Genomic DNA, 24549 nt, shown 5'->3' on the forward strand with positions numbered 1-24549 from the left:
AATGCGAGGTTGGTTAGCACGAAATATAAAAGGCGATAAGGTTACTTGGGCTATCATACTGATATTTACATTATTCTCATTTTTGGCTGTATATAGTGCCAGCACAAATTTGGTTTATGTTATCGGTAAGGGTACTACGCTCGGGCATTTTTTAAGGCACGGACTCATCGTCTTTATTGGCTTTGTCATCATTTACATCATTCATAAGATTCCGTATCGTTTCTCACGTCCGGTTTCAAAATTAGGGTTATTCCTTTCGGCATTGCTATTGGTTTTTGCAGCTTTGAAAGGAACCACCATTGATGGAGCCAATGCCAGCCGATGGATTCAAGTACCTATCGTGGGTATTTCGTTTCAGCCTTCTACCTTCGCTTTGGTGATGTTAATGACGTATGTAGCCTCGTACTTGGCTGAAAATTATGGCAAAAAACCTACATTTTCCGAATCTTTCCTTCCTTTGTGGTTGCCCATAGCGGTTATCATCGGGCTTATCGTGCCTTCGAACCTTTCTACGGCAGTACTGGGGGCAGGTTCGGTTGGGATTTTAACCTTTATCGGTCGGCATCCTTTGAAGAATATATTTACTGCTTTATGTATTGGTATTGTGCTTATGGCGATTTTCGTACTTACGGTAAAGGCATTTCCTGATAATTTTAAAAATACACGGGTAAGTACTTGGGTAAGCCGTATTGAATCCTTTACAGCCGGAGAAGACGAGAAAGAAGGCTACCAAATTGAACGTGCTAAAATGGCTATTGCTAAAGGCGGATTGATGGGCGAAGGAGCCGGAAAGAGTACAATGAAAAACTTTCTGCCTCAAAGTTCTTCTGACTTTATTTATGCCATCATTACGGAAGAATATGGCTCGTTCGGAGCATTAGTTATAATGGCTCTTTACGTACTTTTACTTTTACGAATTGTCATCATTTCGCAAAATGCAAGAACGATATTCGGGCAATTATTAGTGTTGGGAGTTGGCTTTCCAATCATCTTACAAGCTCTTATAAATATGGGCGTTGCGGTGGAATTATTTCCGGTAACGGGGCAAAATCTTCCGCTTATCAGCAGTGGCGGGACATCTATTTGGATGACGTGCTTGGCATTGGGGCTAATTCTGTCAGTAAGTACAAGCAAACGCAGTAGCAAGCAACAGGCTATGGAAAAAGATAAAAACTTAGCCGACGTAGAAGAAGAACTTGCTGAGGAAATTATGGAAGGAATTAACAAAAGGAAGAAATAATGAAACCACACAAATTCATCATATCAGGGGGCGGCACCGGCGGGCATATTTATCCTGCCATTGCCATCGCAAATGAGATAAAGCGTCGGTTACCCGAGGCTGAAATTCTGTTTGTGGGAGCAAAAGACCGAATGGAAATGCAAAAAGTACCTCAGGCAGGCTTCCCCATCGAAGGATTGTGGATTTCAGGATTGCAACGCAAGCTAACGTTCGATAATTTGATGTTCCCTTTCAAGCTCATCAGCAGCTTATGGAAAGCTCGCAGCATCATCAAAAAGTTTTGCCCTGATGTGGTTATCGGCACGGGCGGATATGCCTCTGCTCCAACGCTTAAAGCTGCTGAGTGGTTGGGAATCGCTACCGTAATTCAGGAACAGAATTCGTACGCAGGCGTAACCAACAAATGGGTATGCCAAAAAGCGGAAAAAATATGCGTAGCGTACGACGATATGGAAAAATTCTTCCCGAAAGACAAAATCGTAAAAACGGGAAATCCTGTTCGGGCAGATTTGCTCAACATTTCCGAAAAAAGGAAGGAAGCTCAGCTATTTTTCTCGCTCAATCCAAATAAAAAAACGCTTTTGGTTTTGGGCGGAAGTTTAGGAGCAAGACGTGTCAATCAGCTCATCGAAAGCCATTTGTCGCTCTTTGAAAAACTTAATGTTCAGGTACTTTGGCAATGCGGAAAATTATACTTTGAAGAATATAAAAAATACGATTCCGAGAACATTAAAGTCCTGCAATTCATTGACCGAATGGATTTTGCATACGCCACAGCCGATGTGATTATTTCCCGAGCGGGAGCAAGTTCCGTAAGTGAGCTTTGCATCGTGGGCAAGCCCGTGATTTTCATTCCATCACCCAATGTAGCGGAAGACCATCAGACCAAAAACGCACAAGCGGTGGCAAAAAAACAAGGTTGCATTTTAATTCGTGAAAGCGAGTTGGATAGTGAGTTTGAAAAAATATTTTCACAACTGATTTCGGACGAGGTTTGGCAAAAAAATCTCTCTGAAAACATCAAAAAATTAGCACAACCCAACGCAACTAAGGACATTGTAGATATTATTTTTGAGTTATTAAATAATTAAATGATTCAAAGATTGAAAAAATGAAGAATCAAAAAGATTAAAAAAATAAAATCAAATAAAAGAGATAAAGGAGGGCAAAACAAGAGTTAATCTTTTAATTATTAAATCTTTTTAATCTTTCAATTATTTTAAATTGCTAAACAAAAACACTATGAAAATCAATTTCAACAACATACAAAACGTTTATTTCATCGGGATTGGAGGTATCGGGATGTCGGCATTGGCTCGTTATTTCAAAGCCATCGGGAAGAATGTTTGCGGATATGACCGCACGCCAACAGAAATTACCGACACTCTTGAAAGCGAAGGAATTAAAGTCCACTTTACGGAAGATGAAGCAAATATCCCGACCCATTTTAAAAACACTGAAAAAACATTGGTAATTTATACGCCCGCCGTTCCTAAGGAACACGCCGAGTTGATATTCTTTCAAAAGAATGGTTATCAAGTGTTTAAACGTTCTGAGATTTTAGGAATGATTACCGAAAACAGTTTCTGTTTGGCGGTGGCGGGAACACACGGGAAAACCACAACATCGAGCATTTTGACTCATATTTTGGTAGAAAGCGGGGCTTCGGTAAGTGCATTTTTAGGCGGAATTGCTGAAAATTTCAACAGCAATTTGGTACTTCACGGAAGTGAATTTACAGTTGTGGAAGCTGACGAATTTGATCGTTCTTTCCTAAGATTATCGCCTGATATTGCGTGCATTACCTCAATGGATGCCGACCATTTGGACATCTACGGGAATAAAGAAGAATTTGAAAAAGGATTCCGTGATTTTGCCGACAAAATCAAATCTGATGAAAATCGAATTATATGTAACGGACTGAAAATAAACGGAAAAACCTACGGTTTGGAAGATAATTCTGATTTCAGTTTTCAAAACATTCGCATCGAAAACGGTATGTATCACTTTGATTTTCATTATACTAACAACGTTCTTAAAGATTATGTATTTCCCAAACCAGGTAGACACAATTTGTCGAATGCTTTGGCAGCGGTAGCGATGGGCGTACGAGCAGGATTTCCCGCCGAAAAATTATTGTCGGCTTTGGCAACGTTCAAAGGAGTAAAACGCCGATTTTCGTACATCATTAAGGAAAAAGATTTCGTTTTCATTGACGATTACGCACATCACCCATCGGAAATCAATGCACTTTTTCAGGCGGTGGACGAAATGTATCCGAAAATCAAGAAAACCATTGTTTTTCAGCCGCATTTATTCACCCGAACACGCGATTTTATGGATGAATTTGCCGAAAGTTTATCCAAATTCGACAATGTAATTCTGTTAGACATTTATCCTGCAAGGGAGTTGCCTATTGAAGAAATCTCTTCGGAAAAATTATTAGAAAAAATCCGAAGCAAACAAAAAACTTTGGTGTCGAAAGAAAATTTAATTCCGTTACTGAAAGAAAAACAACCGAAATTATTGCTCTCCGTTGGTGCAGGCGACATCGGGGCGGAAGTTGAGAGAATTAAAAAATCTTTCTTATAAAATTGATTTTTGTTGATTTATTTGTAATAAATGAAAACCAAATTACGAAAAATATTAAAAATAATAACAATTATTTTGTTGCCCGTTTCATTACAAGTTTTCGCATCAAGCAGAAATAAAGTTCGGGTTATCAAAGAAGTACGTGTTGATCATCAAAGCTCGGATATGTACATCACGGACGAAACGGTACGCAGAATGGTTCTTAACAACTCGCACAACGCAAATCAATTGGGTTTATTGAAACTCAACGAAATAGAAAAGTTATTGGACAATCACGCAATGGTTGAAAAATCGGAAGTTTTTTGTACAATTGACGGAATTCTGAACGTAAGCGTAAAACAACGCCAGCCCATTGCACGGTTTTATGAGAATGGAAAATTCTTTTATATGGACTCTCAAGGCAAGAAAATGCCTCTTTCCGATTCGTTTTCGGCAAGAGTTCCTCTAATTACCGGCAATGTTAATGAAAAATATTGGGAAAACACATACGATTTAATAAAATTCATACAAAATGATGATTTTCTAACAAAAAACATTACCGAAATTAAGGTAAAACGCAACGGCGAATACGAATTCCAAATGCGGGTAGCAAGTTTTGTTGTTATTTGGGGAGATTTGGAGGGAATGGAACAGAAAAAAGCAAATCTAAAAGCATTTTACAAACAAATGGAAAAAAGCAAAACCTTAAATGTTTATAAAATTGTTAATTTAAAATATTCAAATCAGGTGGTTTGTACGAAATAATTGTTTATTTTTGCGTTTTTGGAGTTTTTATGTTATTGAAAAGTAGTTAATATTTTCAGAAAAAGATTGGAATTTAACAAATAAATTCATTTACAATCTGCAATTTAACATCTTAACACGAAAAAAAATATGAAGCATAATGATATGAAACATAAAAAATATTACGTTGGCTTAGATATCGGGACAACAAAAATTGTCGCGATGGTTGGAGTCAAGAATGAATATGGAAAAATTGAAATATTAGGCTACGGGCAAGCTAAAAGTGAAGGGATAAACAAAGGTGTAGTTCATAATATTACAAAAACAACGCAATCAATTCTTGAAGCAATCCGTGATGCGGAAGAAAAAACGGGATTACAAATTAAGGATGTTGTTGTAGGAATTGCAGGTCAACACATCTTGAGCCGTTCACATAGTGATTACATCATTCGTCCTGACGCAGAAAAACTCATTGACATTGAAGACATTGAGCAACTAAAACAGCAAGTATATCGCATTGGTTTGTCTCCTGGGCAAAAAATAATTCACGCATTACCGCAAGAATACAAGGTGGATGACCAAGACGATATTCGAGAGCCTATCGGAATGATTGGTTCCCGCTTAGATGCTTCATTTCATTTGGTAATCGGGCAGTTAAATTCTATCAAAAGTATTACCCGATGTGTAGAATTATCAGGGCTGACATTCACAAATCTTACGCTTGAACCTTTGGCTTCTGCTAATGCTGTTCTCAGTGAGGAAGAAAAAGACGTGGGAGTAGCTTTGGTTGACATCGGTGGCGGAACTACTGACGTAGCAATTTTCAAAGATGGAATCATTCGGCATACGGCAGTAATTCCAATGGGAGGAAATATCATCACAGAAGACATTAAAGAAGGATGTGGCATTTTAGGAAGACAAGCCGAAATGTTAAAAGTAGAATTTGGTTCAGCTTGGCCAGGGGAAAATCGCGATAATGAAATCGTTTCAATTCCTGGAATTAAAGGCAAAGAACCGAAAGAAATTACTCTGAAAAACCTTTCAAAAATAATCCACGCTCGTGTAAGTGAAATTATCAATTTGGTTTTCAATACAATAAAAAGTTACGGACACGAAGAACACAAAAAGAAACTAATCGCAGGCATTGTGCTTACAGGCGGTGGAAGCCAATTAAAACACATTCAGCAATTGGTAGAATACATAACCGGAATGGATACCCGTATTGGTTATCCTAACGAACATTTAGCAAACAATTCGGACACAAAGGTAATCTCTCCCATCTATTCAACATCTATTGGATTGGTAATGAGTGCAATTGATTATGAAATGGAAGAAATTATCCGACAAAAACTGGAGGCAGTAAAGGAAATTACTTCTCCTCAACCCGAAGTTGTACATCCGGAACCTTCCGCATCTCAAGATTTTGATTCTTCTCCAGATGAAAATACTGAAAATGAGGAAGAAGTTAAAAGAAAGCCAAGAGGAGTTTGGGAAAGGTTAGGCAAAAGAATTAAAGATTTTTTAGACAGTAGCGACGAATAAATAATAAAACAAATAGTTATGAGTACAAATGATATGAACAACACAGGATTGAAATTTGACTTACCCAAAGGTAAAAGCAATATTATCAAGGTTATAGGCGTTGGTGGCGGTGGGTGTAATGCTGTGAACCATATGCATATTCAAGGAATAAAGGGAGTGGACTACGTTATTTGTAATACAGATGCCCAAGCCCTTGAAAATAGTCCGGTTACCAATAAAATTCAATTAGGAGTAACACTAACAGAAGGATTAGGTGCCGGTGCAGACCCTGAAATTGGTGAAAAAGCAGCCGAAGAAAGCTTGGAGGAAATTCGTAAAGTTCTGGAAGGGAACACACAAATGGTTTTCATCACAGCAGGAATGGGTGGTGGAACTGGAACCGGAGCAGCTCCCGTAATTGCCAAACAAGCCAAAGAAATGGGAATTTTAACCGTGGCTATTGTTACATCTCCTTTTACTTATGAAGGCCTAAAAAGAAGTAAACAAGCACAAGCAGGAATCAAAAAATTAAGAGAATGTGTTGATTCATTGATTGTTATCAATAATAACAAAATCTCTGAAATCTACGGAGACTTGGGTATCAGAGATAGTTACGCTAAAGCTGACGAAATCCTCTTGAAAGGAGCCAAAGGAATGGCTGAGGTAATCAGTAAGCACTATATTGTAAACATCGACTTGAATGATGCTCGCACTGTACTTGGAGAGGGAGGAACTGCAATTATGGGTTCTGCAATCGCCGAAGGAGAAAACAGAGCTTTCGAGGCTATTTCAGGAGCTTTAAATTCTCCTCTGTTAAATGACAACAAAATTACCGGAGCTAAAAATGCCTTATTGCTAATCGTTTACGGAAGCAAACAAGCAACAACTAAGGAAATTGAAGAAATCAGCAATTATGTTCAGATGCAAGCAGGTGAAAATATGGCTGACTTAATCACTGGTATTGGTGAAGATGAATCATTAGGTGATGCTTTGTCAGTTACAGTAATTGCCACAGGATTTGATGCTAATCAACAACACGAAATTGTTAGTGGTGAGACCAAAAAAGTTATTCACGTACTTGATGATACTCAGCCTATTATACACGACTTAACGGAACGTAATGCTCCAATTGTAAACACAAATGAGTGGCAGCCTGTTTACCCGACACCTACCGCTCCTTCTCATCAAGAAAAGAAATCAAATCCTCAGGCCTCTTCTCTCGCTGAATTGTTCAACATTTGGGTTGATTGCGAAGTACTTTCTCCAGAGCAGCTTTTCACGATTGTTGAAAAACCTAAAGCTACTTTGAATAACAATTCATATGCAGCAAAGGAACGGGTTCAACCTCAAAGAGTTATAAAACAAGAGCCTATCAAAGAAATCAAGAAAAATTCCGATACACCTGTTTTCTTTCATTTGAGTAGTGATATTAATGAGGATTACGAAGAGCCAAAACAAATCACTCCAACTGTAAACCAGAAAGGGGAAATTCGCCATTCGTTGGAAGATTATATGGAGTTGGAGAAAACTTTTAACGAAGCCAAACCATTTTCTTCCCGTTCCACAATGGAGGAAAACCGAAATGAATTCATCCTTTACAGAAAAGAAGAGATTGAAACTCCAAAATCTACAAACATTGACGAACAAGGACAGATGAGTATGTTTTTGGATGAAGAATCTCAAGAAATTGACCCTGTAAACAGCAGAATTTCAGATGTTATGGCAAGGCGTTCAAATCGATTACAAAATTATAATCACGTATTTGGTTCATCAAGCAACTATTCTGAAAACAACCAGTCAAGAACTTCAATCAGCAAGGACAGCTCTGGTGAATATCAAATACGCAGAAACAATTCGTTCCTACACGACAATGTAGATTAATGTTGAAAATACTCTCATAACAAATAAATTTTTAAATTTTCTTAGCATTCCAATACAGAAATTTGTATTGGAATGTTTCATTTCAACAAAAAACAAATGCCTAAAAATCAAATCTTTGACAGAAAACCAATCATCAAATAATGAAATCGTTTTCTTAGCTTCTTTTTTCAATGATTTCAAAAAAGATTTTTATTTCTTTTTTTATATTTAAAAAAAGATTAACTTTGGGGAATAATTTTTAATCTCTCTAAAAATAGAAAATTATGTTTAAAGAAAATAAAAAAGTTATGGCTGAAAACACATCATCAGGAAGTAGCAACAGAATCGTTGCTGAAACAAAATTTAAAGGAGATATAATTTCTAAAACTGATTTTAGAATTGATGGTGAGATTGAAGGAAATTTCCAAACAAGCGGAAAGTTAGTTGTTGGAAGAACAGGACTTATCAAAGGTGTGGTTATTTGCGAAAACGCAGATGTTGAAGGTAAAATTGAAGGAACATTGCGCGTAAATGGCGTACTAAGCTTAAAATCAACTTCAGTAATTGAAGGAGAGGTTTTTACGGATAAATTATCTATTGAACCCGGAGCTATTTTCAATGTTTCGTGTACTATGAAAGGCTCTAAACCTCAGATTTCGAATGAAAAATTACAAATTGCCGACAAAGCAACTAAATAAGTGGATAAAATTCTCCCAAGCGGGATTACAAATGGCTATTACCATAGCCATTTGTGTTTTTTTGGGCGATTGGTTGGACGGAAAATTTCCTAATCTATATCCCTTATTCACTGTGGTTCTCTCTCTTTTAGGAGTTTTTGTGGCTATATATTCCGTAATCAGGCAAGTGATGAATATGTCTGATAAATCTTGATTATGAGTATTTTTTTTCGCTTTTTTCTTCTTATAATTGCCCTGACTGGTCTGACGTATTTTTCTTTGGAAACTATTGTTGGCAAGTACGGAATTTCGTCTTTTTTAGGAATTGACAAAGTTTGTTTATTTCATTTCAGTTTATCTGTTTGTGTAATAAGTATTATTTACACAATCCATTTATTTTTAAGAAAATACACTGCATTTGCTTTTCTGGGGACGGCTTTAATCCGTATGATAGCCATTATCATTTTTATTTTTCCTTTAATAAATAATACGGAAAAAACTCCCATCTCCGATGCCTTATTTGTGGTAATTCCTTACTTCATTTTCACAATTATAGAAGCTATTTTCACAGTAAAATTAATCAAACAAAGAATTGAAAACTAAAAAGAACACAAATCTGTGTTCTTTAAATTCACTAATTTTCTTTGTAGCCAAATCGCCTTAATTGCCGTGTGTTGGAACGCCAATCTTTATTTACTTTTACAAATATCTCAATATGAATTTGTTTTCCGAAAAATTTCTCTAAATCGGCACGAGCCTGTACACCTACCTTCTTGAGTGCCTCACCTTTATGACCGATGATAATTCCTTTCTGAGTTTCACGCTCCACCATAATTACCGAACGGATATGAATGATTTGTTCGTATTCAACAAAAGCCTCTGTTTCAACCTCAACCGCATACGGAATTTCCTTTTTGTAATTCAGTAAAATTTTCTCACGGATGATTTCATTAACAAAAAATCGTTCGGGTTTGTCCGTCAATTGGTCTTTTGGGAAAAAAGGAGGTGATTCGGGCAATAATTCTAAAATACGATTGAATACTTCCCCAGTTTGAAAACCTTCCAAAGCTGAAATCGGAAAAATTTCTGCCTTTGGAACTTTTTCTTTCCAATAAGCAACCTGATTTTCCAATTCTTCTTGTGAAGATTTATCAATTTTGTTAATTAAAAGAAGAATTGGAACATTCATTTTATTTATTTTCGCAAAAAAAACTTCATCTTTGAGTTCTTTCTCCCCCACTTCAACCATATAAATGAGAATATCGGCATCTTCCAAGGCACTTTTCACGAAATCCATCATTGAATGTTGCAATTCGTAAACCGGTTTAATAATTCCGGGAGTATCCGAAAATACAACTTGAAAATCATCACCACTTACAATTCCAAAAATACGATGCCTTGTCGTTTGAGCTTTTGAAGTAATTATGGACAACCTCTCACCAACAAAGGCATTCATCAAAGTAGATTTCCCAACATTGGGATTGCCTATAATATTTACAAAACCTGATTTGTGCATAAAACAAGAAATTAAATACGCAAATGTACTGAAAAAAATAAACACAAAAAATGGTTTGCCATAAAAACAAACCATTTTAATCCTTAAAAAACTGTATAACTATGATGGCTCCACACCTCCTACAAGGAAGTCTTGCCAATCTTTAAGTTCCTGCCATTTGCCTTGATACGCCAACTCTGCTTGACGAGCCCACGTGCCAGGATTGTGAATCATAAACCGCTCTCCTCCAATTGTAAGAATTTCTTTAAGCCTTTCCACTGATGTTTCCGAAAGTTTCTTCCAAGTAGCAATTCCGTTTTCCTTAAACAATTCCTGAATTTTAGGTCCTATGCCTTCAACGATTGTCAAATCGTTTTCTTTAATTTTCTTACCAAAAACAAGTTTTGCAGCTTCTTCATCAAATACAAATTGAGGTACCGGCGGTTTTTCCAAATCTTTTATTTGGCTTCGGAATCCAAAAATCTCATTTTCCTTAGATTTAAGTTTCTCTTCTAAATCAAATCGTATCTTTTGAAAATCAGAACGTTCCTTTTCAAAATCCTTCCGCATATTTTCACGGATTGCTTCACAATCATCTAATTTTTTACACACACAACGTTTGCCAAGTAAATAACCCAACAAAGCACAAATAAGTCCAACGATAATAGGTATAATCCAACACAACATATTTTTTGTAATTTAATGATTAACAGTTTATTTTGATTATTCTAAAGTAATTTCAACTCTTCTGTTTTTGGCTCGCCCTTCTTCGGTTTTGTTACTTGCAATGGGTTTATCCGGTCCGTGTGAAATTACCTCAACAAGTAACTCAGGAAAATGATTTTTAACCAAATACGATTTCACAAAAGCAGCCCTTTCTTCTCCCAAACGCAAATTGGAAGGTCGTTTTCCAACGTTATCCGTATGCCCAACAACTTGTACGCAAGCTCCTTCCACGTGTGAAATATAATCGTTCAACTTTTGGATTTTTTCACGTTCTTCCATTGTGAGATTAATGTGTGATTCTCCTGTTTCAAAGTACAATCGGATAGGATTTTCACGAAGTTCTTTGGCAAAAGCCTTAAAAGACTCCATTTTTTCTGACTGACTTTCAGCAGTTATCTCTATTACTTGAAAAGCTGTTGCAATATCTGCCTCATCTAAATTTTTTCCTATGCCTTGCTCCAATCGGTCTGAAATTTTTAACTGTTGGGACGGAAATCCTCTTTTCTCGAAGTACATTTTAACGACATTAGCCCTCGCTAAACCAATCGTAGGAAAAACAGAGTGATTCGTTTCATCTGAAGAATACAATCCAATAATTTCCAATACTTTAGATTCATTTTCTTTAAAATGTTCTTTCGATTGGTCAATTAAAACATCTATTTCCGCTACTACGGGACGAATTTCATACGAATTTTTAGTAAACTTGAAATTATCCGTATGCTCTAATTTCAAAGGATGGGTAACAATCAAAAAACCTAATGTTTTTTGCTTTTCCTTAGGAAGTTCTTCTTTTACAGTCTGTTCAGAGGAATTATTGGAGCAACAAACTGCCTGACAACAAAAATGATACTGCAAAAAAGCACCAAGAATGACAGTCAATAAAATACCAAGTAAGTAAAAAAGTTGTTTCATAGTTTTCTTGTTGAAATACAGTTACAAAGTAACAAAAGATATGTAAATAAAGCAACTCTATTTTAACATAAAAACTCCTGAATAACAATATTTTAAGAAAATAAGAAAGTAAAACAAACTGACTTTCAAGTACATACACAAAAACATCTCAAAATCAGCGGTTAAACTTTAACATTACTTTATGCCATATTCCTATTTTTCAGCATATAAGCTTCAGAAAAATACAAAAACTTAGTAATATTTCGTCCTATAAAAAAATCACACAGACATAAATTTCAGGTCGTGTTGTAAAAAGTATGATGATAGTTTCGATTGTCAGGCTGAGCAAAGTCCGCACTGCGGAGTATGTAACGAAGCCCTGTAATAATAAAGCTTCGACTTCGCTCAGCCTGACAGAAATTTTTTAAGGCATCATACTTGTTTTACATCACCTTCAAATTTCATTATTATCTGTGTGATTTCTATATTTTTAACCTATTAATTTAGCTACATCTTTAGCAAAATAAGAAGCGATGATGTCGGCTCCCGCCCTTTTGATAGCAGTTACTTGTTCGAGCATCACGGCATCGTGGTTAAGCCAGCCTTTTTCGGCAGCCGCTTTAAGCATTGCATATTCACCCGAAACCTGATACACCGCAACGGGAACTTCCGACATATTTTTTACCTCACGAACAATATCCAGATAACACAATCCGGGCTTTACCATCACGATATCTGCTCCTTCTTCGATATCCATTCGGGTTTCTCTGATGGCTTCCAAACGATTGTGATAATCCATTTGGTAGGTTTTTTTGTCTTTCGGAATATCCTGAATATCAACAGGAGCACTATCCAAAGCATCACGGAAAGGACCATAAAAAGCAGAAGCATATTTGGCACTGTACGACATTATCCCAACATTCTGGAAATCATTATTTTCCAATGTTTCACGGATATTCAATATTCTTCCGTCCATCATATCGCTGGGAGCAACAAAATCGGCACCTGCCTGAGCGTGTGAAAGGCTCATTTGGCAAAGGGCATCTACTGTGGCATCGTTGGCAATTTGTCCGTTTTCGATAATTCCGTCGTGCCCGTAAACAGAATACGGGTCAAGTGCTACATCAGTCATTACCAACATCTGCGGAACGGCATTTTTCACAGTTTTAATGGCACGTTGCATTAATCCGTTAGGATTAGCGGCTTCCGTTCCTTTGTTATCTTTCAAATTGTCAGGAACTTTCACAAACAATAACACCGATTTCAAACCTAATTTCCAAAGTTCCTTCACTTCTTTTTCAAGCAAATCCAAGCTATATCGGTAATAATTTGGCATTGAGGCGATTTCTTCTTTTACACCTTTGCCTTCCACCACAAAAAGTGGCACCAAAAAATTATCAGGCGTAACGATAGTCTCACGAACCAAACTACGAATGGCTTCGGTGGTACGCAATCTTCGGTTTCTTCTTAATGGATACATATTTTTCGTTCAAAAAATTAAAATATTAAAAAAATTAAACAATCTAAAAAAGTATTTTTTAGTTTATTAATTTCTTGAAAGCAATTGCTTTATAATTATATGGAACAAGTTTTATAGCCTTATCGTATTGAAGTATTGCAAGAGATTTATCACCCTTAAATTCATATAACAGTCCTAAAAGAACATAATACTCACCTATCTGATTTTTCTGTGCATCGTTCATTTTATTAATGTCAACTTCGTCCAATACCTCTTGTATTTTCTTTATAAGCATTTCCACTTCTTTTTTGTCTTCAGAAGAAGCATCTTGTGTTGCTTTTCTGATATAAGATGTTTTAAAATCACTCATTCCTTTCAGATAGATATCGCAATTATCAAGTGATTGTACAAGCATTTTTTTTCCTAATTGCTTTCCAAAAAGCCTTTCTCTTTCATAATCTGATAAGCTTGAATCAGGATAATTCAGCATTGCAAATTTACGTATATCAGCATATAAAATCTCATTTTCAGTGTATTGTTTCATTATTTTGGCTACACAATCCACCCATATTTGGGGAATTTGCTCTCCATCTTTGCCTACAGATTCTTTTTCCAAACAAGCACACCAATCCTTGCTAAACATTGTTTCCAATTCTGTTTGAGTCAGTTGCTTTTGTGCACAACCAAGATAAACAGACAATATCAATATAACTAATACAATTTTTCTGTTCATTTTTATAAAGCTAAAACTTTGGTTTTATAGATACTTTGGAATAATACCAAAATATAAAAAATAGATTTCCTATTAGCACAAAGAGGTCGAGTTATAAAAAGTATAATGGTAGTTCTAATTGTCAGGCTGAGCGTAGTCGAAGCCTTGTAATGATAAGGCTTCGACTACGCTCAGCCTGACAAAAACACTTCTTTTTTAAGGCATCATACTTTTTATATTACCTCCCACAAAGGTATTAAAAAATTGTAAACTTTGTCCTTTTTAGGATTGTTTTTTATAATTTACCCTTTTTCAAGCTCAAAGATAGTAATTTCAGGGCGAACATTCAACCGAATTTTCTGTGAATGTCCCAATCCGCGATTAATATAAAGTGTTCTTGCGTTGGATAAGTTGAATTTTCCTGCGGTATAATTTTTATTTTTCACGGGAAGTATCGGAGGTGGCAAAAAAGGCGGTTTGCATTGTCCTCCGTGTGTATGCCCAGAAAGAATCCAACCTTCGTAATTGTGCCATACATTCAAATCACAAACATCAGGATTGTGGCAAAGCATAATATTCGCTTTGGTTGGCTCATAATCTGCAAAGGCTTTTTCTGCATCAGTTTGCTTTGCCCAATAATCATCAAGTCCAATAAAATTTAATCCTTCTATTTCAACAGAGGAATTTCTCAGCACAGTAATCCCTTCTTTTTCAATTATTTTTATTATTTGGTTAGCAACTTCGGGGTCGCTCCAATTCAATCCGTAATCGTGATTTCCCAAAATAGCAACTGTACCCAACTTTCCTTGAACGCTTTCTTGAAATACTTCTTCAAGTTTATCACGAATCAACCGCTCTTGATGAAGCGTGATATAATCTCCTGTATATACCACAAAATCAGGATTATATTCCTTTGCCTTTTTCAGCGAATTTATTAAATAAGAATTATCTACCCGATTCCCCGTGTGAATATCACTTATCTGCATTAAAGTTTTCCCAACCAACGATTCAGGGAGATTTTTGACAGGCATTTTCACACGGACAAACTCCAGCCAATGAGGCTCAATTCTCCAAGCGTACAAACCCGTCAAAGCCGTTATGCCCACAGCTCCCAAAAAACTTTTCTTTATAAAACTTCGTCTATTCACCGGATTTTTCTTTTAAAACCAAAAGAAAACATAACAATTTTTATGCCATAATAATTCAAAAAATCTTTACAAACGGAAAACATTCCGATTTTATTTTTTTGCTTAGATTGACATTTTTTACACTCTTTATATTTTTCAATTTTTCTTTGGCAATAGCTCACAAAGCAAAATGACGTAAAAAAGACATATCAAAAATTAGAGAAAAAAGCTGAAATCCCCATATCTTTGCGAAAAATCAGGAAACTATGAATATCGAAAAACTATCACAAAAAATTAAGGAATTACGAAAAGTTAAATGCCTTTCGCAAGAAGAATTGGCAGCTCAAGCGGGAGTTTCGCTCCGAACGGTTCAACGGGTGGAAAATGCAGAGAGCAATCCTTCGGGAGAAACTTTAAAACGTATTTTAAAAACTTTGGGTACTTCCTACGAGGCTCTGATTACTGAAACTATAACAGAAAAACCCTTGCGAACCTTACAAGGTGTAAACGAGTATCTGCATATCTTCAACGATAAACTGATAATCAATAGGTCTGTTATTCCTGAAAATATAACAAAAACTTACGAGAAATCTATTTCGTATTTGTTTAAGTCATTAGGAGTTATATTTATTACAACATTATTGTCTACTATAATAGCCATTGTACTTTTCTTTTTGAACAACACTGGTTTAGCTATTTTTGCAACTGGTTTTGCGGTTATTCTTTTGATAGTGATTTTCCTTATAATGTGGTTTTCTTCGGGGGCAGTTCCATATATTGAACGTAAGCATATTGTAGCAACAAAAATAGAGAGCACAAAACTTGGAAATATTTATTTCATAATCACTTACCGTGACGGAAAGTACATAAAAGAAAGGTCAGTTACTTTCAAAACCCGTGATTTAATGTATATTCAAGAAGGATTACATTCAGAAAACCTCATTGAGACCTACGAGGTAAATCAAAACTATGATACTTTAATTATTATACTTTCTGTACCTATGCTTCCTATTTTAGCAAGACTTTTTGATAAACTTGATTTTCCTGTAGTTATTACCTTATGGAGTTTAATAGGCATTATTTGTATAGTAATCAAAGTCATCATAAAAACAATTCGGAATAACAGAAGATACGCACAATCACTTTAGAAAGAAAAAACAAATCCCAAAACCTGAAATTCTTACACTTTATTCAATTATTAACCAACCATTGAAAAATAAGAAGATTACATCTGTTTATCTCACTATCACCTTGCAAATTATCTTCCTTCATTTCAACTGACCAAATAAATTTAACAATAGTCAGTTGTTTTTTAACAAACAATTAACTAAATGGGGGGGGGTAAATCATATCTTTGCCGCACTAATTTTAATTTTATTACCAATGAAAAAAATCATTATGTTGGCTTTTGTAGCCTTAGGAACGTTAGTTATTTCGTGCGGAAAAGATGAGGATGCTAGTCTTGAAGGAACTTGGTATTTGGAATCTGCATCTGAAAATGGAGTTGCTTTCCCTATTGATGAGTGTATGAAAAAGTCGTACAATAATTTCTCCAGTAAAACTTACACTACGGTACTCTATTCCAAAAATGACAATGGAGAGTGTGTAGAGGATGAGCAAGATAAAGGAAGCTATGTTGTTTCCGGAGATACAATTACCCTTACAAATACAAACAACGAGACACTAACTTTTACTTATTCAATCAAAGGTAGTACTTTGACCACAACTCATAAAGAAATGGAGAATGGTAAGGAACTCATCATCGTACAAGTTTTTAAAAAGAAATAATTTGTATGAGCGCAAAAAACTCCCAAGAAATTTTAAACTTACTTCTTGGGAGTTTTCTTTTTACTCCATCATATAAGTTGCATCAATGAGTGTATTTTGTTGATTTTTAGATTGCAGTGCGTAATTAAATCCTTTCCTAACGCAAAATGCCCCAATTTCTCCTTTTTTGTTCAAAGCGATAAAACCCACTTGCAGATGTTCCAATTCGGGCGAGTTTTTATACAAATCATAAATGCGTTTGGTAACGATTTCACAAGCCTCTTGCGGAGATTTTCCGTGTCGCATCAGTTCCACTACCATCGCACTGCCCGCCGTACGGATAACCGCCTCGCCCAAGCCTGTCGCCGCAGCTGCTCCCACTTCGTTATCCAAAAACAGACCTCCGCCAATGATGGGCGAATCGCCTACTCTACCTGCCATTTTCCAAGCCATTCCGCTGGTGGTGCAAGCTCCCGAAAGATTTCCGTTTTCGTCCAATGCCAACATACTAATCGTATCGTGGTTTTCAATGTTGATAATGGGTTTGTATTGCGAAGTTTTTAGCCATTCTTCGTAGGCTTTTTTTGATTTTTCAGTAAGTAAATTTTCTTCTTTAAATCCTTGTGAAATAGCAAATTGCTTAGCTCCTTCGCCCACAAGCATCACGTGAGGCGTTTTTTCCATCACCAAACGAGCTACCGAAATGGGGTGTTTGATATTTTTCAAGCAAGCCACCGAACCGGCATTGTTATGACTGTCCATAATGCAGGCGTCAAGCGTTACATTCCCCTCACGGTCGGGGTAGCCGCCATATCCCACCGATGTTTCTTCGGGGTCAGCCTCAGCAGTCATCACGCCTTTTTCAACAGCATCCAAAGCATTTCCTCCCGAAGCAAGAATTTTCCAAGCCGCATCATTAGCGGGCAATCCGTGATTCCAAGTGCTGATAACCACAGGTTTAACATTAACAGAAGCTTCTGTTGTAGCAGTTTTTTCTGACGAATTTGATTTACAAGCAACTAAAAATAAAGGAATTGCAAAAAAATAGATGGTTTTCATTTCTATAAATTTTGGTGAATCATTTTTATGAAAAATTCGGTTTCTTTTCGGAAGATGTCAATCGGATAGGAATGTTCCATTTTATTAATCAAATGGATTTCAATATTCTGATTTTCAGAAATATCACTACGAAGTAATTCCAAAGATTGCCAAGGCGGAATGACCTCATCTTGCAACCCGATTACTATTTGCATATATTGATTGTACTGCCGATTAAAGTCTGTTTTTATGGGCATTTCACCACGGAAAGCCAACGCCGGATTGAACAACAAACAAGGTTTTTGCAACGCTTGAGCCAAATAATAAGTTACTAATCCTCCGGCACTTGACCCGATTATCACATCTACATCGTGGTATTCTTCCTGCAAGGCTTGAAACAGATTGGGCGTATTTTTGTAATCCAAAACGGGAGCAAAAACCCTTGCGTACCGTTGCAAAACTTCCCGTCGGTCATCTTGCAGAAAACTATCCAAACCGTGTAAGTACAATATTTTCATTTTATGAGGAATTTTACGATTAATTGCCTAACGACAATTTTTCTAACTTTTTCTTATTGAGTATTTTAATCTTCTTTACTTGGGTTTCAATCCAATTATTTTTACTAAACTCGGAAAGCATCCTGATGAGTGATTCTGTTGCAGAGCCTATCATATTCCCGATTTCTTCCCGTGAAAGCTGAATGTTTATATAACCTTTTTCGTCAGTTCCGAAGTTATCCTCCAAGAACAACAATGTATCTGCCAATCGTTGTTTTACGGTTTTTTGTGCCAAATCAACAATTGTGTTATCCGCTTTTTTAAGTTCGTCACACACATTACGAAATACTTCAATGGAGAAATCAGTGTTAGTGGCAAAAAAATTAAACACTTCGTCTTTTGGAATAAAACAAGCTTTTATATCCGTAAGGGCAACCGCCGTCAAATTCACCGAATCATTGGAAATCACACTTCGCTGCCCCAAAATATCGCCCTTTCCCACAAAGCGTACAATTTGGCTTTTCCCGTTGGCACTCAGTTTACTAAGTTTACAAATTCCTTCTTTAATACAATAAACACCTGCAAGTACATCACCTTCTTCAAAGATGACCTCTCCTTTTTTGATAACCGAAGCAGTTTTACAATCAGAAATGATACGAAGCTCACCATCGCTCAGCGTTTTTAATATCTTTTGATGCCGAACAGAACAATGCTCACACTTTGTATCGGTTTGGTTTTTCATAATGTTTTTGTATTTCTTCGCAAAGATAAAATTTTTATGATAATTATCATATCTTTGCGGGGAAATAATGCTTGCCTGATTTACTTTTTTACACGCAAAGCAAAAACACACCCTGATATGAACTGTTACCATTGCGGAAATGAATTTGATAATGAGCCTCTTTCGGTAGATAACAAGGTTTTCTGCTGCTTAGGATGCAAAACGGTTTACGAAATTCTCTCTGAAAATAATCTGTCATCTTACTACGACCTTGAACAAAATCCGGGGGCTCGTTCTGAGGAATCGTTAGAAAAATATTCCTTCTTGGATAATGATAAAATCGTAGAAAAATTACTTGAGTTTAACGACGGAAATATTCAAATCGTAAACCTGTACATTCCTCATATTCATTGTAGTTCTTGCATTTGGGTACTTGAAAATTTAGACAGATTACATTCGGCGGTAGGAGGCTCGGTGGTTAATTTTCCTCAAAAAACAGTACGCATCACTTTCAATTCCGAAAAGATTTCTCTTAAAGAATTGGTATTGTTACTGGCTCATATCGGTTATTCTCCATACATAAGTTTAGAAGATTATCAGACAAAGAAAAACAAACCTAACCGACAGATTTACTACAAATTAGGCGTTGCGGCTTTTGCCTTCGGAAACGTAATGTTGCTTTCTTTTCCTGAATATTTTGAAACCGATGAATTTTGGATTCAGCAGTACAAACCGTTCTTTCGTTGGATAATGCTAATTTTGTCACTTCCCGTAATGTTTTACTCTGCTTCGGATTATTTCATTTCGGCATACAAAGGCATCAGAAGCAAGATTTTAAACATTGATATTCCTTTGGCTCTGGGAATTTTGGCAATGTTTGTACGTAGTTGTTATGACATTTTCACAGATTCTGGTCAAGGATTTTTTGATAGTCTTAACAGCTTGGTTTTCTTACTTTTAATCGGAAAATTTTTCCAACAACGAACGTATAGTTTTCTTTCCTTTGAAAGGGATTACAAAAGTTATTTCCCTATTGGAATTACTAAAATTCTTCCTGATGGAAAGGAGGAAAGTGTTCAAGTTTACGATATTGCACAAGGAGACAGGCTTCTTATTAGAAATCAAGAACTTATCCCCGTAGATGCTATTCTGATTCGAGGTGAAGCTCATATAGATTATAGTTTTGTGACGGGTGAAGCCAATCCTGTACAAAAAATTAGCGGCGATAAGCTTTTTGCAGGTGGAAAACAAACACAAGGAGCCATTGAAATTGAAGCACTTAAAGGAATTTCACAAAGTTATTTAACTCAACTTTGGAGTAATGAAATTTTCAGCAAAGACAAAGATGATAAATTCAAAACATTAACAGATAAAGTAAGTAAATATTTCACAATCATAATCTTAGCAATATCTTTCATCTCCTTGTTTGTGTGGATTTATTTGGCATACAAAAATCTCGCTGACCCCGTGATGCCTTTGAACGTATTTACGGCTATTTTGATTATCGCCTGCCCGTGTGCTTTGGCTATTTCTGCTCCCTTTACTTTGGGAAATATGCTGCGTATTTTCGGACAACGTAAATTGTATCTGAAAAATAGCAAGGTTATTGAAAAAATGGCAAAAATTGACACCATTATTTTCGATAAAACAGGTACAATTACCACCGCCAACAAATCAGATTTGACTTATCTGGGAACTGAATTATCCATTGAAGAACAAAAAGTTATAAAGAAAACATTACGAAATTCTAACCATCCGCTTAGTCGGCAAATTTACGACTATTTAACCGTTTCGTACACCTCTGTTTTCATTGACGATTTCAAAGAAATAGCAGGAAAAGGAATCGAAGCTCAAACGGACGAAATTTCCGTAAAAATAGGTTCCGCCGGATTTGTCGGTAAAGAAACAGATAAAGACAATCTCAAAACAAGTGTGCATATTTCGTTAAACGGAATCTATAAAGGTTGTTTCATTTTCAATAACTCTTACCGAAAAGGAATTTCGAATTTGTTCAAATCCTTGGCGAACCAATATAGGTTGGTAATTCTTTCGGGAGACAATGAAAGTGAGCGAGATACATTGGAAAAATTACTTCCTCCTAATTCTACTATTTTGTTCAATCAAAAACCCAACGATAAATTAAATTACATCGAATCACTACAAAAGAAAGGAGAAAAAGTAATGATGATTGGTGACGGACTGAACGATGCCGGAGCTTTAAAACAGAGCGATGTAGGAATTGCCTTAGCCGAAAATGTAAATGTATTTTCCCCTGCCTGCGATGGGATTATGGATTCTACCAGAATAAGTGATTTGGGAATATTCCTGAAACTTTCTCAAACATCAATCCGAATCATTCAAAGGAGTTTCTTCCTTTCGTTTCTGTACAACATTATCGGAATTTCATTTGCTGTTTTAGGGCATTTATCTCCTTTGGTAGCAGCCATTCTGATGCCCTTGAGCTCAATTACTATCGTGCTTTTCACGACTCTGAATACAAATATAGCGGCAAGAAAATTGAAATAACTCAACTTACTGATTACAAATAAAAAAGAGTGATTGTTAACAATCACTCTTTTTAAACCCTGTAGCGGGAACAGGACTCGAACCTGTGACCTTCGGGTTATGAGCCCGACGAGCTACCTACTGCTCTATCCCGCGATTTCTGGGTGCAAATATACAACAATATTTTATACTACCAAACTTATTTACAAAAAAATCCAACGAAACTATTCCACATACACGCGTTTTATCCTTCTGGAAAGTGATGTAATTAATTCATAGGAAATAGTTTGTGCCGTTTCAGCAAGGATTTCAGAAGTGTGTTTTTCATCGAAAATAATTACCTCATCGCCCTCTTGGCAGTCGATTTCACTAACATCAACCATCAGCATATCCATACAAACATTACCTACAATCGGAGCCTTTTTATCGTTAATATACACAAAGCCAACGCCTTTCCCGTAAATTCTATTCAGTCCATCGGCGTGCCCAACCGAAATGGTTGCCGTTCGAGTAAGGGTTTCGGCTTGAAAACCAAAATTATATCCCACATATCCGCCTTTGGGAACATCGTGAATTTGTGAAATCAACGTTTTTAAAATGGTTATCGGACGGAAATTTGCTTGATATTCAGCATCATTTCCAAAACCGTACATTCCAATTCCGCTGCGAACCATATCAAAATGTGCCTGCGGATAGTTCAAAATGCCCGAAGTATTACAATTATGATACAACACCTTATATGGAAAATACTTTTCGATAATTTGCTGACATTCCACAAATTTACGAATTTGCTCCTGCATATAAGTTTCAGCGTTTTTATCTTCCGAAGCCAATAAATGTGAATATGCCGTTCTTACTCTAACTTGCTTTTTATCTGCTAATATTTGACAAACGTTTTCAATTTGCTGAGGAAGAAACCCTAAGCGATTCATTCCCGTATTACACTTAATATGAACCGGATAACCTTCCAAATGATGTTCTTTGGCAAAAACAAGGAATGCCTCCAAAGTGCGATGTGAATACAAAGTAGGTTCTAACTCATACTTTACAATATCCTGAAAGTGTGCCACTTGCGGATGAAGCACCAAAATAGGTTTCGTTACTCCTGATTTGCGTAATTCAACACCTTCCGAAGCATAAGCTACTGCAAAATAATCTGCTAAGTCCTTTTTCTCTAAATATTTGGCTATTTCACAGTGATTATTTCCGTATGAAAATGCTTTCACCACAGCCATAAATAACGTATTTTCTTTCAATTTGCTTTTCAGGAACTTCACGTTATGTTCCAAGTTATCCAAACGGATTTCCAAAGTGGTTTCTTGTATCGGTATATGTTCGTTTTGCTCTTCTTTTTCTGTATTCATATATTAATTTTTAGGGTTGATGTAAAAAGTATGATACCTTAAAAAGAGGATATTTCTGTCAGGCTGAGCGAAGTCGAAGCCTTATTATTACAGGCTTCGACTTCGCTCAGCCTGACAATCGAAACTATCATCATACTTTTTACAACACGACCGATTTTTATACTTAAAATTCTTTTTCTTTTATTTACCGACAGATTTTTTATCTTTTATAGGGTTGGAAGCTCTTTTTCAAAGATGAGTTCCAATACATAATCGGGAGATTCGGGTGTTTGTGGAAATTTTAGCAATATTCCGTCTTTGTCTTGGGTAAATTTAAGGGCTTTTTTGGTCTTAAATTCAACAGCTTTGATAAGTTTGTTTCCTGAGTAAGGCAAAAATAAGGCTTTGTCAGTCAAATCCAAGACGTGTACATAAAGTACTTTCCCTTTTTGAGTAGTTACGCCCCAATGACTCGGAGGTATCACGCCTCCTCTTGTCCCCTGAATGGTAGGAGCGTAGGTTTGCATCCATTGTCCCATTTCTTTAAGGCGTTGCACAGCTACGGCGGGGATTTCTCCGTTAGGTTGCGGACCTACATTCATCAGTAAATTAGCGTTTTTGCCCGCTGCTTTCACCAAATACTGAATTAAGGTTTTGACAGACTTATAATTCTGGTCGGTAATTTTATATCCCCACATTCCATTCATCGTTTCGCAAGTTTCCAAAGGCAAGCGGCTAATATCCTGCCCTGATAATCCGGCTTTGTTCTCTCCGGGCAGGTCGCGTTCAAATATTTGAATATCTTCTCCAGCAAATGGAGTGATATGATGATTATTTCCGATAAGGCAAGCAGGTTGCAAACCGTGAATGAGTTTGTATTGCTCGTTCAAATCCCACGTTTTGGCAGTCATTCCGTCAGGATAGATGTCTTTATCCCACATTCCGTCAAACCAAATGGCTCCTATCTTGCCATAATTGGTTAATAATTCAGCAAGTTGATTCTTCATAAAGGTATGATAATCCTCCCACTTGCCGTGCGTGGTGCGTCCCGTGCCTTTGCCCGTACGTCCCAACGGATAGTAATCCGCCCGACGCCAATCGAGGTGCGAATAGTACAAATGTAGCCGTATTCCCTGCTTTTGGCACTCCTGTGCTATCTCTTTGATGATGTCGCGTTTGAACGGAGTGGCTTTCACGATGTTATAGTCGCAATGTTGGGTATCAAACATTGAAAATCCGTCGTGATGGCGGGTAGTTATCGTGATGTACTTCGCTCCCGAAGCCTTAATGGCGGAAACCCACTCGGCAGCATTGAACTTTGAAGGATAAAATCCTGAAGCCAACTTCTCATATTCCTGCCAATGCAGATTTTTGTTTTGCATAACCCATTCACCATCGGCAAGCATACTGTAAATGCCCCAATGAATGAAGATTCCGAACTTATCGTCCTGAAATGTTTCTCTTGCTTTGAGATTCTCAGCTGATAGTTTGTAATCGGGTTGAGCCATTACCAAAACAATTCCGAAGAAAATCCCGATGATACTCATTAAAATGCGTTTTGTTGTCATACTTTTGATTTTAGGTTTAATATAATTGGTTTTGATGCTGTTATGTTATTACATTATGCGAGTTTGAACTTTGGCAAAGTTAGTAAT

At 36.5% G+C, this 24549-nt stretch carries 23 protein-coding genes and 1 tRNA gene; 12 read left to right on the plus strand and 12 right to left on the minus strand.

Annotated elements, in window-relative coordinates; genetic code table 11:
- The first annotated feature begins 1 nt into the window (after nucleotide 1).
- From GN105_RS10260 to GN105_RS10300, 9 genes are all read left to right on the plus strand, one after another.
- A complete protein-coding gene (locus tag GN105_RS10260; protein ID WP_155285311.1) occupies nucleotides 2–1240 on the plus strand; it encodes an FtsW/RodA/SpoVE family cell cycle protein in 1239 nt (412 codons plus the stop codon).
- Nucleotides 1240–2331: an undecaprenyldiphospho-muramoylpentapeptide beta-N-acetylglucosaminyltransferase gene (gene murG / locus GN105_RS10265; RefSeq protein ID WP_155285312.1), complete on the plus strand. Its 1092-nt coding sequence runs from the start codon at nucleotides 1240–1242 to the stop codon at nucleotides 2329–2331. The genes GN105_RS10260 and murG overlap by 1 nt, the downstream gene beginning before the upstream one ends.
- A 157-nt stretch (nucleotides 2332–2488) precedes the next feature.
- The gene (murC, locus tag GN105_RS10270; protein WP_155285341.1) at nucleotides 2489–3832 is read left to right on the plus strand and encodes a UDP-N-acetylmuramate--L-alanine ligase; all 1344 of its coding nucleotides are present in this window, start codon (nucleotides 2489–2491) and stop codon (nucleotides 3830–3832) included.
- Between the two features lie 30 nt (nucleotides 3833–3862).
- Nucleotides 3863–4576 (plus strand): cell division protein FtsQ/DivIB, encoded by a 714-nt coding sequence (locus GN105_RS10275; protein WP_155285313.1) that lies wholly within the window; start codon nucleotides 3863–3865, stop codon nucleotides 4574–4576.
- Nucleotides 4577–4720: 144 nt separating this feature from the next.
- Nucleotides 4721–6097 carry a cell division protein FtsA gene (gene ftsA / locus GN105_RS10280; protein WP_155285314.1) on the plus strand — a complete coding sequence of 459 codons (1377 nt, stop codon included), beginning with the start codon at nucleotides 4721–4723 and terminating at the stop codon, nucleotides 6095–6097.
- Between the two features lie 18 nt (nucleotides 6098–6115).
- Nucleotides 6116–7957: a cell division protein FtsZ gene (gene ftsZ, locus GN105_RS10285; RefSeq protein ID WP_155285315.1), complete on the plus strand. Its 1842-nt coding sequence runs from the start codon at nucleotides 6116–6118 to the stop codon at nucleotides 7955–7957.
- Between the two features lie 263 nt (nucleotides 7958–8220).
- Nucleotides 8221–8634 (plus strand): bactofilin family protein, encoded by a 414-nt coding sequence (locus GN105_RS10290; RefSeq protein WP_095896258.1) that lies wholly within the window; start codon nucleotides 8221–8223, stop codon nucleotides 8632–8634.
- Nucleotides 8597–8827, plus strand: coding sequence for an AtpZ/AtpI family protein (locus tag GN105_RS10295; protein WP_095896257.1), 231 nt, complete (start codon nucleotides 8597–8599; stop codon nucleotides 8825–8827). The genes GN105_RS10290 and GN105_RS10295 overlap by 38 nt, the downstream gene beginning before the upstream one ends.
- A gap of 2 nt (nucleotides 8828–8829) precedes the next feature.
- Entirely contained in the window at nucleotides 8830–9216 is a 387-nt protein-coding gene (locus GN105_RS10300; RefSeq protein ID WP_155285316.1) for a DUF6168 family protein, read from the plus strand.
- 31 nt (nucleotides 9217–9247) lie between these two features.
- On the opposite strand, the gene era is transcribed toward GN105_RS10300, so the two are convergent.
- The 6 genes from era to GN105_RS10330 all read right to left on the minus strand — a co-directional run bounded on the left by era (nucleotide 9248) and on the right by GN105_RS10330 (nucleotide 15044).
- Nucleotides 9248–10129: a GTPase Era gene (gene era, locus GN105_RS10305; RefSeq protein WP_155285317.1), complete on the minus strand. Its 882-nt coding sequence runs from the start codon at nucleotides 10127–10129 to the stop codon at nucleotides 9248–9250.
- 99 nt (nucleotides 10130–10228) lie between these two features.
- Nucleotides 10229–10795: a hypothetical protein gene (locus GN105_RS10310; RefSeq protein WP_155285318.1), complete on the minus strand. Its 567-nt coding sequence runs from the start codon at nucleotides 10793–10795 to the stop codon at nucleotides 10229–10231.
- A gap of 36 nt (nucleotides 10796–10831) precedes the next feature.
- The gene (locus tag GN105_RS10315) at nucleotides 10832–11746 is read right to left on the minus strand and encodes an OmpA family protein (RefSeq protein WP_155285319.1); all 915 of its coding nucleotides are present in this window, start codon (nucleotides 11744–11746) and stop codon (nucleotides 10832–10834) included.
- A 469-nt stretch (nucleotides 11747–12215) separates the two neighbouring features.
- The gene (hemB, locus tag GN105_RS10320; protein ID WP_155285320.1) at nucleotides 12216–13205 is read right to left on the minus strand and encodes a porphobilinogen synthase; all 990 of its coding nucleotides are present in this window, start codon (nucleotides 13203–13205) and stop codon (nucleotides 12216–12218) included.
- Between the two features lie 58 nt (nucleotides 13206–13263).
- On the minus strand, nucleotides 13264–13917 hold the full coding sequence (locus tag GN105_RS10325; RefSeq protein WP_155285321.1) for a hypothetical protein: 654 nt from the start codon (nucleotides 13915–13917) through the stop codon (nucleotides 13264–13266).
- Between the two features lie 281 nt (nucleotides 13918–14198).
- The gene (locus GN105_RS10330) at nucleotides 14199–15044 is read right to left on the minus strand and encodes a metallophosphoesterase (protein WP_173014999.1); all 846 of its coding nucleotides are present in this window, start codon (nucleotides 15042–15044) and stop codon (nucleotides 14199–14201) included.
- 245 nt (nucleotides 15045–15289) lie between these two features.
- Between GN105_RS10330 and GN105_RS10335 the strand changes: the two genes are divergently transcribed.
- Nucleotides 15290–16171 (plus strand): helix-turn-helix domain-containing protein, encoded by an 882-nt coding sequence (locus GN105_RS10335; protein WP_227977374.1) that lies wholly within the window; start codon nucleotides 15290–15292, stop codon nucleotides 16169–16171.
- Nucleotides 16172–16406: 235 nt separating this feature from the next.
- Entirely contained in the window at nucleotides 16407–16811 is a 405-nt protein-coding gene (locus GN105_RS10340; protein WP_155285322.1) for a lipocalin-like domain-containing protein, read from the plus strand.
- A gap of 60 nt (nucleotides 16812–16871) precedes the next feature.
- Here GN105_RS10340 and GN105_RS10345 read toward each other — a convergent pair whose 3' ends face one another.
- From GN105_RS10345 to GN105_RS10355, 3 genes are read right to left on the minus strand one after another with little or no spacing between them, the layout of a single operon-like run.
- Nucleotides 16872–17849, minus strand: a complete 978-nt coding sequence (locus GN105_RS10345) for a glycosylasparaginase (RefSeq protein WP_155285323.1) — start codon at nucleotides 17847–17849, stop codon at nucleotides 16872–16874.
- 2 nt (nucleotides 17850–17851) lie between these two features.
- Nucleotides 17852–18346, minus strand: coding sequence for a YqiA/YcfP family alpha/beta fold hydrolase (locus GN105_RS10350; RefSeq protein WP_155285324.1), 495 nt, complete (start codon nucleotides 18344–18346; stop codon nucleotides 17852–17854).
- Nucleotides 18347–18365: 19 nt separating this feature from the next.
- Nucleotides 18366–19067 (minus strand): Crp/Fnr family transcriptional regulator, encoded by a 702-nt coding sequence (locus GN105_RS10355; protein WP_173015000.1) that lies wholly within the window; start codon nucleotides 19065–19067, stop codon nucleotides 18366–18368.
- A gap of 117 nt (nucleotides 19068–19184) precedes the next feature.
- Between GN105_RS10355 and GN105_RS10360 the strand changes: the two genes are divergently transcribed.
- The gene (locus tag GN105_RS10360; RefSeq protein WP_155285345.1) at nucleotides 19185–21572 is read left to right on the plus strand and encodes a heavy metal translocating P-type ATPase; all 2388 of its coding nucleotides are present in this window, start codon (nucleotides 19185–19187) and stop codon (nucleotides 21570–21572) included.
- A 62-nt stretch (nucleotides 21573–21634) separates the two neighbouring features.
- Here GN105_RS10360 and GN105_RS10365 read toward each other — a convergent pair.
- The 3 genes from GN105_RS10365 to GN105_RS10375 form a co-directional block, all read right to left on the minus strand.
- Nucleotides 21635–21707 (minus strand) — tRNA-Met (locus tag GN105_RS10365).
- A 68-nt stretch (nucleotides 21708–21775) separates the two neighbouring features.
- Nucleotides 21776–22915 carry an alanine racemase gene (gene alr, locus GN105_RS10370; RefSeq protein ID WP_155285325.1) on the minus strand — a complete coding sequence of 380 codons (1140 nt, stop codon included), beginning with the start codon at nucleotides 22913–22915 and terminating at the stop codon, nucleotides 21776–21778.
- A gap of 206 nt (nucleotides 22916–23121) precedes the next feature.
- The gene (locus tag GN105_RS10375) at nucleotides 23122–24462 is read right to left on the minus strand and encodes an alpha-L-fucosidase (RefSeq protein ID WP_155285326.1); all 1341 of its coding nucleotides are present in this window, start codon (nucleotides 24460–24462) and stop codon (nucleotides 23122–23124) included.
- Nucleotides 24463–24549: the final 87 nt, after the last annotated feature.

The organism is Capnocytophaga felis (assembly GCF_009684755.1).
GTDB lineage: Bacteria > Bacteroidota > Bacteroidia > Flavobacteriales > Flavobacteriaceae > Capnocytophaga > Capnocytophaga felis.

Bases quoted from the DNA above. Each gene is read 5' to 3' on its own strand.
- GN105_RS10260 (WP_155285311.1), top strand. From the start codon at position 2: ATGCGAGGTTGGTTAGCACGAAATATAAAAGGCGATAAGGTTACTTGG.
- murG (WP_155285312.1), top strand. From the start codon at position 1,240: ATGAAACCACACAAATTCATCATATCAGGGGGCGGCACCGGCGGGCAT.
- GN105_RS10275 (WP_155285313.1), top strand. From the start codon at position 3,863: ATGAAAACCAAATTACGAAAAATATTAAAAATAATAACAATTATTTTG.
- ftsA (WP_155285314.1), top strand. From the start codon at position 4,721: ATGAAACATAAAAAATATTACGTTGGCTTAGATATCGGGACAACAAAA.
- ftsZ (WP_155285315.1), top strand. From the start codon at position 6,116: ATGAGTACAAATGATATGAACAACACAGGATTGAAATTTGACTTACCC.
- GN105_RS10290 (WP_095896258.1), top strand. From the start codon at position 8,221: ATGTTTAAAGAAAATAAAAAAGTTATGGCTGAAAACACATCATCAGGA.
- GN105_RS10295 (WP_095896257.1), top strand. From the start codon at position 8,597: ATGAAAAATTACAAATTGCCGACAAAGCAACTAAATAAGTGGATAAAA.
- GN105_RS10300 (WP_155285316.1), top strand. From the start codon at position 8,830: ATGAGTATTTTTTTTCGCTTTTTTCTTCTTATAATTGCCCTGACTGGT.
- era (WP_155285317.1), bottom strand. From the start codon at position 10,129: ATGCACAAATCAGGTTTTGTAAATATTATAGGCAATCCCAATGTTGGG.
- GN105_RS10310 (WP_155285318.1), bottom strand. From the start codon at position 10,795: ATGTTGTGTTGGATTATACCTATTATCGTTGGACTTATTTGTGCTTTG.
- GN105_RS10315 (WP_155285319.1), bottom strand. From the start codon at position 11,746: ATGAAACAACTTTTTTACTTACTTGGTATTTTATTGACTGTCATTCTT.
- hemB (WP_155285320.1), bottom strand. From the start codon at position 13,205: ATGTATCCATTAAGAAGAAACCGAAGATTGCGTACCACCGAAGCCATT.
- GN105_RS10325 (WP_155285321.1), bottom strand. From the start codon at position 13,917: ATGAACAGAAAAATTGTATTAGTTATATTGATATTGTCTGTTTATCTT.
- GN105_RS10335 (WP_227977374.1), top strand. From the start codon at position 15,290: ATGAATATCGAAAAACTATCACAAAAAATTAAGGAATTACGAAAAGTT.
- GN105_RS10340 (WP_155285322.1), top strand. From the start codon at position 16,407: ATGAAAAAAATCATTATGTTGGCTTTTGTAGCCTTAGGAACGTTAGTT.
- GN105_RS10345 (WP_155285323.1), bottom strand. From the start codon at position 17,849: ATGAAAACCATCTATTTTTTTGCAATTCCTTTATTTTTAGTTGCTTGT.
- GN105_RS10350 (WP_155285324.1), bottom strand. From the start codon at position 18,346: ATGAAAATATTGTACTTACACGGTTTGGATAGTTTTCTGCAAGATGAC.
- GN105_RS10355 (WP_173015000.1), bottom strand. From the start codon at position 19,067: ATGAAAAACCAAACCGATACAAAGTGTGAGCATTGTTCTGTTCGGCAT.
- GN105_RS10360 (WP_155285345.1), top strand. From the start codon at position 19,185: ATGAACTGTTACCATTGCGGAAATGAATTTGATAATGAGCCTCTTTCG.
- alr (WP_155285325.1), bottom strand. From the start codon at position 22,915: ATGAATACAGAAAAAGAAGAGCAAAACGAACATATACCGATACAAGAA.
- GN105_RS10375 (WP_155285326.1), bottom strand. From the start codon at position 24,462: ATGACAACAAAACGCATTTTAATGAGTATCATCGGGATTTTCTTCGGA.